Annotated in this window: 12 protein-coding genes and 1 tRNA gene; 3 read left to right on the top strand and 10 right to left on the bottom strand. The window is 41.5% G+C overall.

All coding sequences use genetic code 11. The features are described from left to right. Nucleotides 1–252 precede the first annotated feature (252 nt). Both trkA and HF881_RS05600 read left to right on the top strand, forming a co-directional pair. Complete coding sequence (gene trkA / locus HF881_RS05605) at nucleotides 253–1,602, top strand: Trk system potassium transporter TrkA (protein WP_169446762.1); 1,350 nt, start codon at nucleotides 253–255, stop codon at nucleotides 1,600–1,602. Nucleotides 1,603–1,605: 3 nt separating this feature from the next. Beyond that, nucleotides 1,606–3,045, top strand: coding sequence for a TrkH family potassium uptake protein (locus HF881_RS05600; RefSeq protein WP_169446761.1), 1,440 nt, complete (start codon nucleotides 1,606–1,608; stop codon nucleotides 3,043–3,045). Between the two features lie 88 nt (nucleotides 3,046–3,133). On the opposite strand, the gene HF881_RS05595 is transcribed toward HF881_RS05600, so the two are convergent. The 5 genes from HF881_RS05595 to HF881_RS05575 all read right to left on the bottom strand — a co-directional run bounded on the left by HF881_RS05595 (nucleotide 3,134) and on the right by HF881_RS05575 (nucleotide 9,618). Further along, nucleotides 3,134–4,063: an ATP-binding cassette domain-containing protein gene (locus HF881_RS05595; protein WP_169446760.1), complete on the bottom strand. Its 930-nt coding sequence runs from the start codon at nucleotides 4,061–4,063 to the stop codon at nucleotides 3,134–3,136. Between the two features lie 10 nt (nucleotides 4,064–4,073). Continuing rightward, a complete protein-coding gene (locus tag HF881_RS05590; RefSeq protein ID WP_169446759.1) occupies nucleotides 4,074–5,141 on the bottom strand; it encodes an ABC transporter ATP-binding protein in 1,068 nt (355 codons plus the stop codon). Nucleotides 5,142–5,149: 8 nt separating this feature from the next. Further along, nucleotides 5,150–6,076: an oligopeptide ABC transporter permease OppC gene (oppC, locus tag HF881_RS05585; protein ID WP_169446758.1), complete on the bottom strand. Its 927-nt coding sequence runs from the start codon at nucleotides 6,074–6,076 to the stop codon at nucleotides 5,150–5,152. Further along, on the bottom strand, nucleotides 6,076–7,572 hold the full coding sequence (locus tag HF881_RS05580; RefSeq protein WP_125448778.1) for an ABC transporter permease: 1,497 nt from the start codon (nucleotides 7,570–7,572) through the stop codon (nucleotides 6,076–6,078). The genes oppC and HF881_RS05580 overlap by 1 nt, the downstream gene beginning before the upstream one ends. A 66-nt stretch (nucleotides 7,573–7,638) precedes the next feature. Then, complete coding sequence (locus HF881_RS05575; protein WP_125425129.1) at nucleotides 7,639–9,618, bottom strand: peptide ABC transporter substrate-binding protein; 1,980 nt, start codon at nucleotides 9,616–9,618, stop codon at nucleotides 7,639–7,641. Nucleotides 9,619–9,922: 304 nt separating this feature from the next. On the opposite strand from HF881_RS05575, the gene HF881_RS05570 reads away from it, so the two are divergent. Next, nucleotides 9,923–9,993, top strand: a tRNA-Cys gene (locus HF881_RS05570). 137 nt (nucleotides 9,994–10,130) lie between these two features. Here the strand turns inward: HF881_RS05570 and HF881_RS05565 are convergent. The 5 genes from HF881_RS05565 to HF881_RS05545 all read right to left on the bottom strand — a co-directional run bounded on the left by HF881_RS05565 (nucleotide 10,131) and on the right by HF881_RS05545 (nucleotide 14,183). Next, nucleotides 10,131–11,462 carry a hemolysin family protein gene (locus HF881_RS05565; RefSeq protein ID WP_169446757.1) on the bottom strand — a complete coding sequence of 444 codons (1,332 nt, stop codon included), beginning with the start codon at nucleotides 11,460–11,462 and terminating at the stop codon, nucleotides 10,131–10,133. A gap of 140 nt (nucleotides 11,463–11,602) precedes the next feature. Continuing rightward, nucleotides 11,603–12,427, bottom strand: coding sequence for a DNA/RNA non-specific endonuclease (locus tag HF881_RS05560; protein WP_169446756.1), 825 nt, complete (start codon nucleotides 12,425–12,427; stop codon nucleotides 11,603–11,605). A 40-nt stretch (nucleotides 12,428–12,467) separates the two neighbouring features. Then, nucleotides 12,468–12,659, bottom strand: a complete 192-nt coding sequence (locus tag HF881_RS05555) for a DNA-directed RNA polymerase subunit beta (RefSeq protein WP_000791880.1) — start codon at nucleotides 12,657–12,659, stop codon at nucleotides 12,468–12,470. Beyond that, a complete protein-coding gene (murA, locus tag HF881_RS05550; protein WP_169446755.1) occupies nucleotides 12,649–13,929 on the bottom strand; it encodes a UDP-N-acetylglucosamine 1-carboxyvinyltransferase in 1,281 nt (426 codons plus the stop codon). Before murA ends, HF881_RS05555 begins: the two co-directional genes overlap by 11 nt. Before the next feature lie 23 nt (nucleotides 13,930–13,952). Further along, nucleotides 13,953–14,183 carry a DUF1146 family protein gene (locus HF881_RS05545; RefSeq protein WP_080980999.1) on the bottom strand — a complete coding sequence of 77 codons (231 nt, stop codon included), beginning with the start codon at nucleotides 14,181–14,183 and terminating at the stop codon, nucleotides 13,953–13,955. Nucleotides 14,184–14,230: the final 47 nt, after the last annotated feature.

The following is a 14,230-nucleotide window of genomic DNA, read 5'->3' as shown; positions in this document are numbered from 1 at the left end:
AATCATTGTCAATAGAAATGACTTGATTTTTTACTTTTTTTATTATATTTTCATACTCGGACATTCACTTTCAGAACAGCCTTATCAAGAGAGTGAAATTACTTCATCTGAGATACATTTTTATAGAAGATAAGCATATTTATCTTCAAAAACTTGAAAAAGTCCTTTCTTCTCCCAAAAATCGGCTTGGCAAGTGCATTTTTTGCTAAAAAAGGGTATGATAGTTACATCATGAAAAAGTAGGTTTTTTATATGAAAATTGTCCTTGTTGGTGGAGGGAAAGTCGGTTCTGCCCTCTGTCGTTCACTGGTAGCGGAAGACCATGACGTTGTCCTCATCGAGCAAAATGAAGCTGTACTTAACCATATTGTCAGTCGCTTTGATATCATGGGCCTCCTTGGAAATGGTGCTGACTTTGCCATCTTGGAGCAAGCCGGCGTCCAAGAGTGTGATATCTTTATCGCTCTAACTGAATACGATGAAGTGAATATGATTTCAGCGGTACTTGCTAAAAAAATGGGCGCTAAAGAAACCATCGTTCGAGTGCGAAATCCTGAATACTCTAATGCCTATTTTAAAGAGAAAAATATTCTTGGATTTTCACTTATCGTTAATCCAGAACTCCTAGCAGCCCGTGCCATCTCAAATATCATCGATTTCCCTAACGCCCTCTCAGTTGAGCGTTTTGCTGGAGGTCGTGTCAGCCTGATGGAGTTTGTTATCAAGGATTCTAGCGGGCTCTGTCAAATGCCAATCTCAGACTTCCGTAAAAAATTTGGCAACATCATTGTCTGCGCTATGGAAAGAGACCATCAACTCATGATTCCAAGTGGTGATATCACTATCCAGGACAAGGATCGGATTTTTGTTACGGGAAATCGTGTGGATATGATGCTTTTCCACAACTATTTCAAATCGCGTGCAGTAAAAAGTTTGCTTATCGTTGGAGCTGGAAAAATCGCTTATTATCTACTTGGCATTTTGAAAGACAGTCGCATCGATACCAAGGTTATCGAGATCAATCCTGAAAGAGCTCGTTTCTTTAGTGAAAAATTCCCAAATCTCTATATCGTACAAGGAGATGGAACTGCTAAGGACATCTTACTGGAAGAAAGTGCTCCTAGCTACGATGCGGTCGCAACCTTAACTGGGGTTGACGAGGAAAACATCATCACCTCTATGTTCCTTGACCGTGTTGGTGTTCAAAAAAACATCACTAAAGTCAACCGAACTAGTCTTCTAGAGATTATCCATGCACCTGATTTTTCAAGTATCATTACGCCGAAAATCATCGCAGTAGATACCATTATGCACTTTATCCGTGGTCGGGTAAACGCCCAATACTCAGACCTTCAAGCCATGCACCATCTAGCAAATGGCCAAATTGAAACCCTGCAATTCCATATCAAAGAAGCCAATAAAATGACTGCCAAGCCTCTATCACAGTTGAAATTGAAAAAAGGGGTTCTCATCGCAGCCATTATCCGAAAAGGAAAAACAATCTTCCCTACTGGAGAGGATATGCTTGAGGTGGGAGACAAGTTACTCGTGACGACCTTATTGCCAAACATCACCAAGATTTATGATTTGTTTGAGAGGTAAAAAATGAATAAAAGTATGATTCGTTACCTCCTCTCAAAACTTCTCTTGATTGAGGCTGTTCTCCTTCTAGTACCTGTTGGTGTAGCAACCTATTACCAAGAATCCAGTCAAGTATTTATCGCTCTCTTTTCTACGATTGGAATTTTAGTCCTTCTTGGTGGTCTTGGCGTTTTACGGAAACCGAAAAATCAACGGATTTACGCCAAGGAAGGGGTCTTAATCGTTGCCCTCTGTTGGATTCTCTGGTCTTTCTTTGGTGGCCTCCCCTTTGTCTTTTCAGGACAAATCCCAAGCGTCATCGATGCCTTCTTTGAAATCAGCTCTGGTTTTACAACTACAGGAGCAACTATTCTGAACGATGTTTCCGTTCTCAGTCGTTCCCTCCTCTTCTGGCGAAGTTTTACCCACTTGATCGGAGGGATGGGGGTGCTTGTTTTCGCACTTGCCATTATGGACAATGCCAAAAATAGTCACTTAGAGGTGATGAAGGCTGAGGTTCCTGGACCTGTCTTTGGCAAGGTCGTATCCAAACTAAAAAACACTGCCCAGATCCTCTATCTGCTTTATCTAGCTCTCTTCTCCCTTTTTGTGGTCATCTACTATCTAGCAGGCATGCCTCTCTATGATAGTTTTGTCATTGCTATGGGAACAGCGGGAACTGGGGGCTTCACCGTCTATAACGACGGAATTGCCCACTACGGTAGCTCACTCATCACCTATCTAGTTAGTATCGGAGTCTTGGTTTTTGGGGTTAACTTCAATCTCTACTACTACCTCATGCTCCGTCGGGTTAAAGCTTTCTTTGGAGATGAAGAACTGCGAGCTTATGTGATCATTGTCCTAGTTTCTACCGGCTTGATTACTCTTAATACGCTCCACCTCTACCAAGGTGTCTCTAAAAGTGTTGAAATGGCCTTCTTCCAGGTTTCCAATATCATCACGACAACAGGTTTTGGTTACGGAGATATTACCAACTGGCCCCTCTTCTCCCAATTTATCCTCCTCTTCCTCATGGGAATCGGTGGATCGGCTGGCTCAACTGCAGGTGGTCTCAAAGTGATCAGAGGACTCATCCTCTCAAAAATTGCTAAAAATCAGATTTTGTCCATCTTATCCCCTCACCGTGTCTTGACTCTACATGTCAACAAAACTGTGATTGATAAGGATACCCAGCACAAGATTCTTAAATATTTTGCCATCTACGTGATGATTATACTCTCTCTCATCTTTATCGTCAGTCTTGATAGCAATGATTTTCTAGTCGTGACCAGTGCTGTCTTCAGCTGTTTTAACAATATCGGACCTATTCTAGGTACAACCTCTAGTTTTGCCATCTTTAGTCCCATCTCTAAAATCCTGCTCTCCTTTGCAATGATTGCAGGCCGCTTAGAGATTTACCCAATTTTACTACTCTTTATGAAACGCACTTGGTCTAAACGTTAATTACAATACAATTCCCCTTTTACAAGCTAGTAGAAGGGGGATTTTTCTATTAAAAACGAGAAGACCTTTCGGTCCTCTCCTAATCGATTTATTTTTTAAGAGCTTCTTTGTATCGAGCAACTTCCGCTTGGTTAGCCCAAACATAGTGACCTGGACGAATTTCTATCATAGATGGCTTGTCTGTCTCATAGTCATGTTGGTCAGGATCGTACACTTTCAAGACCTTCTTGCGTTCCAAGATTGGATCTGGAATCGGTACAGCAGATAGAAGCGCTTGAGTGTAGGGGTGGACAGGATTGTTAAACAACTCCTCTGTCTCCGCCACTTCGACGATAACTCCCTTATAGATAACTGCGATACGATCTGAGATAAAGCGAACAACTGACAAGTCATGCGCGATAAAGAGATAGGTCAAGCCCAACTCTTTTTGGAACTTCTTGAGCAAGTTCAAGACTTGCGCACGCACTGATACGTCCAAGGCTGAAATTGGCTCATCCGCAATAACGAAATCAGGTTCCATCACAAGGGCACGGGCAATCCCGATACGTTGACGTTGACCACCAGAAAACTCATGTGGATAACGGGTCAAGTGTTCTTTCAAAAGTCCAACTTCATGGATCATCTTTTGAACTTTTTCTTTTCGATCTTCTTCGTCTTTAAACAAGTGGTAGTTGTAAAGACCTTCAGAGATGATATAGTCAACCGTCGCACGCTCATTCAAGCTGGCTGCAGGGTCCTGGAAAATCATCTGGATACGACGAATCAAGTCTGAGGATTCCTTGTGAGATTTTTTGCCATTAATTTTCTGGCCATCAAAGATAATCTCTCCTTTACTGGTATTATTTAAACCAATAATGGCACGACCAATGGTTGTTTTCCCACTACCAGACTCACCTACAAGAGAGAAAGTTTCTCCCTTGTTGATAAAGAAGTTGGCGTTTTTAACCGCCACAAACTTCTTACTTCCTTCACCGAAGGAAATTTCTAAATCTTTAATTTCTACTAATTTTTCAGACATTTCCTTCCTCCTAGTCTTCTAGATGAGCAAAGCCCATTTTATCACGAATCTTGTCATGCAAATCTGCAATGACTCCAGGTTTTTCAACTTTAGGAGCATTCTCATGAAGCAACCAAGTCTTAGCCCAGTGAGTATCAGTGACTGAAAACTGAGGTGCTTTCTGTTCAAAGTCAATTTGCATCGCATAATCTGAACGAAGGGCAAAGGCATCACCTTTCAACTCAGTATAAAGAGACGGTGGTGTTCCTGGGATAGAGTACAATTCCCCCTTATCATCAGCAAGCTGAGGCAAGCTAGACAAGAGACTCCAAGTATATGGATGACGTGGATCGTAGAAGACTTCCTCAACAGTACCGTATTCTACAATTTCCCCAGCATACATAACCGCTACCTTATCAGCAATACTTGCTACCACACCAAGGTCATGGGTGATAAAAATAATGGTAAAGTGGTACTCATTTTGCAAAGTTTTAAGCAAATCAATGATTTGCGCTTGAATGGTTACATCAAGGGCCGTAGTCGGCTCGTCACAGATCAAGATATCTGGACGACAGGCAAGGGCAATCGCAATAACGATACGTTGGCGCATCCCTCCAGAATATTGGAAAGGATACTCTTCAAAACGTTTTTCAGCATCTGGGATTCCGACCTTGTTCATATAGTCGATTGCCATCTCTTTGGCTTCCTTAGCTGTTTTCCCTTGGTGTTTAACGATAACTTCCGTGATTTGGCTACCGATTGTATTGATTGGGTCCAAACTTGTCATGGGGTCTTGGAAGATGGTCGCAATTTTAGCACCACGAATCTTCTCCCATTCCTTGTTAGAATTCAAGGCGGTCAAGTCTTGTCCACGATAGTCGATGCTTCCTTGGGCAATACGTCCATTATCTTCTAACATCCCTGTAAAGGTTTTTGTTAATACAGATTTACCAGAACCAGACTCACCTACCAAGGCAAGAACTTCTCCTTCAATCAGGTCCAGAGAAACTCCTCGGATAGCCGTCAGAACTTTGTCACGAACGTTAAATTCCACGACAATATCACGAGCAGTCAAAATTACATTATTTTCTTTTGTCATGTCTACTCCTATCTATGTGTACGTGGATCACTAGCGTCCGCTAGGTTTTGACCAACAACGAAAAGAGATAGGGATACCAAGATCAAGGTTGTCAACGGAATCCAGAACAAGTAAGCGTTGGTCGTAACGTTTTGTGAGTAATCTGAGATCAAACGTCCCAAACTTGGCACTGTTACAGGTAATCCCAATCCAAAGAAGGAAAGGAAGGCTTCATAAGAGATGAAGCTTGGCAACATCAAGGTCATTGTAGAAACAATAACAGATACCAATTGTGGCATGATGTTTTTAACGATGATTTTAAAGGTTGGCGTTCCAAGTGTTTGAGAAGCAAGGTTGTATTCCAAGTCACGGTAACGCATGATTTGGATACGAATCATATAAGCAATCCCAATCCAAGTTGTCACACTCATGGCAAAAATCAAATTCCAGAAACCAGCACCAATTGAGTAAGTCAAGACAATGACAATCAAGAGAGATGGAATGTTTGAAATAATGTTATAAACTTCCATCATGACGCGGTCAACGGATTTTGAAATTCCCCAAATTCCACCAACAATAACCCCAATCACAAGGTTGATAAAAGTTGCAATGACAGAGATGAGGATAGAGTTACGCGCCCCAAACCAAACCCCGTCAAACAAGGATTTGCCATTGCTGTCTGTACCAAACCAATGTTCAGCATTTGGTTTGATAAAACGAGCAGAAAAGTCATTGACCTTGCTTACATCGTTAAAGTCAAACTTTGAGAACATTGGGTAAATAAAGCTCATCAGGATAATGGCTACCAAAATTCCTAGCATAAAGACTGTTGATTTTTTCTTTAGAAATTGTCTAAATACAGAACCCCAGTATGAATAGGCAGGAGCATCAATTGTTTCAGAGGCAAAATCGTCACGTTTTACGAACTGAAATTTTTCTTTTCCGATTGTTGACATTATTTGCCTCCTTTCTCTGTCAATTTAATACGTGGGTCAAGCATGGTCATCCAGATATCTCCTACAAAGAGTGAGAAGATAGAAATACATGTGAAGATGAAGACGAGACCAACTACCATTGAGTTGTTTGATGCCTTAACAGAGTCAATCAACATTTTACCCATACCTGGGAAGGCGAAGACTGTCTCTGTCAATGTTGCACCACCAATAACTCCGATTACGGCACCAGGAATACCTGAAACCAATGGAACCATAGCATTTTTAAAGATGTGTTTATTTGAAATTTCTTTTTCAGACAGTCCTTTTGCACGAGCAAATCGAACGAAATCTTGAGATTGCAAGTCAATCATATAACGACGAATCCAGATTGCTGTACTTGGTGCTCCCAGCAAACCTAGAATGACTGCAGGCAAGACATAGGAACGCCAATCCCCAGCCCCCAAGATAGGGAATGAATCAGGCAGACCAATAGATGATCCAATCAAGCGCACGATGTAAACCAAAGCGATCGTTGGAAGGGCAAGCAAGAAGGTTAGAGCACCTGTAGAGAAACTATCAATCCAAGTATTCTTGTGGCGAGCCATAGCAGATCCAAGAGGAATTGCGATAGCATAAGAAATAATCAAACCAATCAAACCAGCAACAGCCGAGCTTGCAATCATTGATGGATATTGGTAGTTACTTTCTGTAGCTGTATATGGGTCGTCCTTGCCATAGTTAGCTACCTCACGCGCATCTGCTTGACTTGGTGACTTGTAGGTACGAGAGTAAATATCTACAGAGGAAGTCTTTTTACCCGTAGGGAATTGAACTTCTGATGTCTTGGTTTGTCCCTGACCCTGTGTGATAACTTGAAGCACTGGTGTGTTTGCATAAGTTGGGTAAGAGTCACCCAAGTTAATGTTCACAAAGTTTTGGTGTACAAATGGGAACTGATTATTGAAATACAAAAGATATTTATGTTTTGTACCTGAACCAACTAATGACCAACCGATAGCAGGGTCATTTTCAAAACGAAGATAACGTTCCAAGTTTGGATTTTCAGGGTCTTGAATCTTGTTTGTATGATCAATGTCGAGCAAGTTCGAGTAGAATTTGAAAACACGTTCAAAAATTGGAATTTCACGCGTGGCATAGAATTGACCACTTTCTGAGAATACACCGAGTGTCCAACCATTCCCTAGTTGGTTGATGTATTTTTCGTAGATTGCCTTGTTAGTCTCATTGGCATCCACTGTTACAGATGAGTCCATTGTGCTCGCTTTTTCTTGCAACTCCTTGGTATCGTAGTACTCGATATAGCCCATCCGCTCATAAACGGTATTTTCATAATTATCCCGTTTATCTGGCGTCGTTGCAATTTTGTTATAGTTGGTATCCTGCTTGAAAATCAGTTTTCGAGGAACCATCGTATAGATAATCGTGTAGGTCAAGGTTGTCACCAAGAAGATAGACACCAATGAACGCAATACACGCATAAAAATATATTTCTTCATATCGTTTCCTTTTAAAATCCCAAAAGAACCTTCTCCTCATGGAGAGAAAGTTCTCTTGAGAGTTATTTATTTAACGTGATTAGCCAATTCTTTTTGAACTTTTTCGTTTGATTCTTTTTTCTCTTTGAGCCATTTCTCACGAGCTTGTTCATAGTCAGCCTTGGTTACAACCTTGTCTTGTAACTGAATATACTTGAAGTATACATCTGAGCCCTTATCTCCAGACTGGCTGTATGATGCTGTGAATGGTACAACACGAGAAATGAATGGTGCAGCACCACTTGATGACATAGCTGGCAAGAAGAGTGAGCTATCTGTCAACCAAGCTTGAGCAGCCGCGTATTTTTCATAACGAACATTCAAATCGCTTGTTTCTTTAGCAGCTTCATCAACTAGTTTATCGTATTCTTTCAAACCAACTTGAGCCGCCGCAGCGTTATCTGCACCTTCGTAACCCATGTATGTTTTTGTTTGTTCAGCATTCGTTGTTTTCAAGATATCAAGGTAAGTTGACGGATCTTCATAGTCTGGGTTCCATGCAACTGCTCCTGAGAGATCCCAATCTTCTGCTGCTGCATTCGCCGCATAGTAGGTAATATTAGTAAACTCATCTTTAGAAACTTGTTGGATATCGATGACTACATTGCCTTCACCAAGCACTGTTTCAACGGATTGTTTGAAGGATTGAATACGTGCGATATAGTTTTTAGCTGTTTGGTCTACTGGAACATCCAAATGGATAGGGAATTTTACACCTTCTGCTTCCAATGCTGTTTTGGCTTTCGCAAATTCAGCTTTGGCTTTATCTGCGTTGAAGAGTCCATCTTGACCATCAGCAAAGTTTACGTTCTTCCATTCATCACCGTAAGTAGCCATCTTATCAGTCACCAAGTCACCGAAAGTTTTTTCGCCAGCAGAGACAAAGTCAGGTTTTACAAAGAGGTTACGAACGGCACGAGGAGCACCTTCTTTACCATTTACTTGAGCTGAGTAAGACGTACGGTCAAAGGCAAAGTTCAAGGCTTGACGGAAGTCCTTGTTAAGAAGGGCTTTCTTAGTAGAAGTCTTCTCTTCGTCAGTTGTCTTAGAAGTGTATTTGTAACCTTGGCGGTCAATATTCACACCCAAACCACCAACACCAGGTCCTGATGGGGTGTAGAAGATATTTTCCTTGTAGGTTTCTTCTACTTTAGAGTAGTTTGAACTTGTTGGGTAAAGACGGGCATAGCTATAAGCTCCACTTGTAAAGTTACGTTCAATAGACTCTTGGTCTGAACCATCATAGTAAGCAAGTGTTACTTTATCAAGATGAACATTGTCTTTATCCCAGTATTGTTCATTTTTAGCGAACTCGATAGAAGACTTAGCAGTCAAACCTTTCAGCAAGAATGGTCCATTGTAAAGCAATGATGTAGGGTCAGTCGCTTTAGCAAAGTCAGATCCTTTTGATTTTTCAAATTCTTCGTTCAATGGCCAGAAGATTGAGTAAGCCATCTTAGAGTTCCAGTATGGTTCGGGTTTGTTCAAAGTATACTCAAGTGTATAATCATCAACTGCCTTCACACCTACTGAAGAAAAGTCTTTATTGTTTCCAGCTTTATAGTCAGCTAGACCTTTAACTGAATCTTCTGCTAGATAAAGTGCTTCAGACTTGTTATCAGCCGCGTGTTTCAAGCCATTTACAAAGTCTTTAGCTGTCACTTCAGCATACTCTTCGCCATCTGATGTCATCCATTTAACACCTTTACGAATCTTGTAGGTATAAGTCAAACCATCTTTTGAAACTGACCAGTCTTCTGCAACTGCAGGAGTCAAATTCCCATATTTATCGTTTGTAAAGAGACCATCGATACCATTTGAAGTGGCAATTTTGGTACTTTGTTTCCCTGAAATGAGATAATCCAATGTTTCTGGGTCAGCTGAATAAACATAACCGTAGGATTTTGGAGCTGTTGAATCAGATGATTTTGAAGAACCGCAAGCAGCGAGAACACCAGTTGCCAGCAAAGCAATCCCTGCTGTAACAAATACTCTACTTTTTTTCATGTATGTAACTCCTCTTAAAAAATTTAGGCTTATTGCCAATTATACCATAGATTTCTCAAAAAGTAAACGAATTTTCAGAATATTTAGGCGTGTAACCACAAAAAACTTTCATTTATCAAATTTTTCTATTCTTTGTTTACTATCTATAGAATCAAAAGGGAAGTTAAGGCTCTATAAAGCCTGATTTTCAGATTTTCTCTCCCCATTTTTCCATCCAATCAGAAAGGGCAATCTTCTAAATTGGATTTTCGATTAAGAAACTATTGACGTAGAATCATTTTCAAGGTATAATATTAAACGTTGAGGCGGTATAGCCAAGTGGTAAGGCACGGCTCTGCAAAAGCTTGATCGTCGGTTCAAATCCGTCTACCGCCTTTCAATACCTGAAATAACAGGAATTAACCGAATGAAAAGCCCGTAAATCGGGCTTTTTTGTTTTTTTCTTCGGACAAATAAGGACAACTTTGAAAATCTTTTGGGACGAATAAAAAACAGTGACGAAAATCACTGTTTTACTCGGTTTCTTCTTCGGGTTCTATTTCGGTGATTTGAACTTTTACCTTGGTAACACGTCCATTTTTCACCTTATCATTGGTCAAGATAACCTGCTTGTTTTGACTGACCAGTTCATAACTGATTTTTTCAGTTGTTGGGATCGTACCAACACCCGTCAAATAATAACCGGCGATAGTATCCACATCGTCGCTTTCTAGTTCAACGCCAAAATAGTCGTTGAAGTCATTAAGATTCATGGTTCCTTGTGCAATATAGGTATCCTCACCGATTTGATGGACTTCGATTTCTGCTCTGTCCGTTTCGTCATCAATTTCGCCGACGATTTCCTCCAGGAGGTCTTCCAGAGTTACCAAACCAGCCATACCACCGTATTCGTCTAGTAAGATAGCCATTTGATTTTGGGTATTTCGAAGCTCTTTAAGGAGATCATCCACAAAGATAGTTTCAGGCACAAATAGTGGCGTTTGGAGGATTCGTTTCCAGACAATATTTTCAAAACCATCCGCATAGGCAGCGTTTAGCAAGCGCTTGGTATGAATCAAACCGATAACATTGTCCTTATCCCCATCATAAACAGGAATACGTGAGAAATTTTGCTTCAAAATACTTTCGATAATCGCCTTACTGTCATCCTGAATATCTACCATAAAGGCGTCTGTACGAGGCACCATTAGCTCACGAGCCATTAGTTCATCTAGAGAGAAAATCCCTTGTAACATCTCGATTTCGTCTGCGTCCAAGGTTTCCTCGCTCTTAGTCAACATGTACTCTATTTCATCACGTGTCATCTTTTCATCAGCATCATCAAAGGTCATTGGCGTCACACGACTCAATAAATTAGTTGAAGCAGATAACAGCCAGACAAAGGGACTTACAATCTTTCCAAGACCAATAATAATTGGTGCTGTTCGAATCGCCAAAGCATCTTTCAAATTGAGGGCAATCCGCTTAGGATAGAGCTCACCAAAAACAATGGAGATATAGGTCAAGATTGCCAAAGAGAGAAAACTTGCAATGGCGTAAGCCGTCTCTCCGCTTCCCATCCAAGATGCGATCACTTGTCCAAGGGTATCCGCCAATTTGGCCCCTGACAAGATGGTAATCAAGGTGATACCAACTTGAATCGTTGATAAAAAGTGATTAGGATTTTCAAGTACCTTTAACAAACGACCGTAACGTTTGTCTCCCTCTTCTGCCTTTTGCTCTACTCGGGCACGATTTAGTGACACCATCGCCATTTCGGCGGCTGAGAAAAAGGCATTTAAAAAGGTCAATACAACTAAAAGTACAAATTGCAGTAACAAATCCTGACTGCTCGGGTCTTCCATGGTCTTTCTCCTAAAATAGTATCTTGTGTTCCATTATATCATAAATCGGCCTAGGAATCACATTATTTTCTAATTTGCACGATCGCTCCCTTATCACTAACAGACAAGGGAGCAATTTTTATTCCTTTAATAGATTGGTTCTAGTTTGTCACCGTGACTTGACCCGTTCGATAATCAAGCTGGATCCCCTTTTGAACATTGGGGATTAGGACATTGAATTCCAATTCGCCATCTGAAGACTTGGCTTCGATTTGTGAAGCGGAAGGAACCAAATCCTCATTCGTAGCATAGTGGAGTGTCACGCGGTAACGAACCCTCTTATTTTGATCCAAGGCTTTTCTGACCAAACTCTCATAATAGTTCTGACCTGTCGAATCCTCAGCCTGCGCTTGGTTTGCCCAAGCTGTCTGGACTGCAATGTTCTTGGGATTGCTGGTAGAGGCATCAAAACCATCCAAACCACCTATCAAGGCATAGCCCAGCAGGTGTCCTCTATCAACTGCATGTGTATAGGCCCCCTTTAGATTTTTAACCTGATGCCACCCTGGTGGAGTCCAAGAGGTGGATCCATTTCCAGTCTCTTCACGATTCTTATACTGACGAGTAGCTTTGGATAAGAGAGCATTGGCAACAGTTGGGACTGTCTCTTTCCCGACTGGTTTTGTTTTATTATCCGCATAGGGTTTGCTAGAAACCTTGGCATCTAAATTGGTTTTATTGTCATTGACAACAAAGGCACCCGCCCCATTCCACTCTAGACCACCCTTAATTTGGTTTTTGATTGACTCAGTTAAGACACTTTCAGCCAATTCCTGACTAGGAGCTTCTGAAGCTTGTTTTTTCTGACTAACTTTGGTTTTAGAGGTGTTTGGCGCCGACTGCATCTGCTTGATATAATAGCTTCCAGCAGCCAAGAGTAAGAATATAAGTAACCCTACCAGAGCCTGTCTCGTTTTTTTGTTCATTTTTCTCCTTATTTCTTTAGAAAAAGACTGGTTTCCCAGTCTAATTTCCTGTAAATTTACTAATCAATTCTTGCCACTTTGCCGGAGACAAGATCGCCCACGGATCCTGTCCTTTTCCTAGAATCCCGTAGCCGATCATCAAGCCGATTCCTAAAGCAAGGAATCCCAACAAGAGTACGATAAAAATTAACAGTAAGCGACGGAGTACATAACGTATGTTTTTATTCTTCATCCTTAACCTCAATCCGCTGAATCTTTGCTCCTAGCTGAGCTAACTTCTCATGGAAGCGGTAGTAACCTCTATCAAGGTGGACTAATTTACCGACAACTGTCTCCCCTTGCGCTACTAAACCTGTCAGAATCAAGGCCGCGCTGGCACGAAGGTCCGTTGATAGAACTTCTGCCCCCTGTAAAGCCTGTCCTCCGACAATACGAGCTGTATCACGGACAATCTCCGAATGCAAGCCCATCCGACGCATTTCCTCCAGATGTTGGAAACGATTCTCAAATACAGTTTCCACCATGGTTGATTCCCCTTTTGCAACTATCATCAAGGCTGTAAATTGCGCCTGCATATCTGTTGGAAATCCTGGGTGTGGCAAGGTTTTTACATGAACAGCTTTGAGATTTTCCAGTTGAGAACGGACACGAATACCTTCCGACTCCTCCGTCACCTCAACTCCCATTTCAAGAAGTTTGGCAATCAAGGGGCGATTATGCTCCCAGACTGCATCTCGAATGAGGACATCGCCACCAGTCATGGCTGCCGCAACCATAAAGGTTCCAGCTTCGATACGGTCCTGTACCACATTATGAGTTGTTCCATGGAGTTCCTCGACACCAGTCACTGTAATTGTTTCAGTACCAGCTCCCTTGACCTTGGCTCCCATTTCATTTAGAAGGATAGCAAGGTCAACAATTTCCGGCTCACGCGCAGCATTTTCAATCACTGTCACACCATCAGCTAGAGTCGCTGCCATCATCAGGTTTTGTGTTGCGCCGACACTAGGAAAGTCCATGTAGATATGAGCCCCGTGCAGACGTTCCGCATTGGCTTCGATGTAACCAGCTGTCTGGGTAATCTTAGCCCCCATAGCTTCCAAACCCTTGAGGTGGAGATCAATCGGACGACTCCCGATGGTGCAACCACCTGGCATGGATACCTTAGCATGGCCTACACGAGCAAGGATTGGTCCTAAAACAACGATCGATGCCCGCATCTTGCTAACATACTTATACGGAGCTTCCTCCGTGATATCTCCAGTCGCATCGACCTCGACAACATGAGCTTCCTCATCAAAGTCCACCTTGACATTCAGACCTCGAACCACTTGATTCATGGTGAAAACATCTGACAAGATTGGAACATTCTGCAAGACTGTTTTACCTTTGCTTGCTAGAATAGTCGCTGCCAACAAGGGCAAGACTGCATTCTTTGCTCCCTCGATGGTCACACTCCCGACCAGACGATTATCTCCGCCTTGAACCACAATTTTTTCCATAGTTGTTTCCTTTACTTTTGATTTTATAATAGTCCTCTAAGTGCTTCTTGCCACAGTTGGTACAAACTGATAAAGAATGAACTCAAGATGTAGCCCATTACAATACTAAAGAAGCCTACCAATAAACGAACTTTTTTTGTGTTAATAGCGGTCACTTTTAAAACCTTTTCCCATCTCACAAGATCTTTCAAAAGATAAAAACTCAAATAAATAAAGAGCATATGACTACTTAAAGTGAATAATAATTGAACCATTTGACTATTATACCACCTTATCCGCTTACGCGCTAGTTTTCGATTTT

Origin of the sequence: Streptococcus sp. WB01_FAA12 (genome assembly GCF_012843315.1) — a bacterium.
GTDB lineage: Bacteria > Bacillota > Bacilli > Lactobacillales > Streptococcaceae > Streptococcus.
Note: the sequence above shows the minus strand (reverse complement) of the source record. Positions and strands in the feature narration are given on the sequence as shown.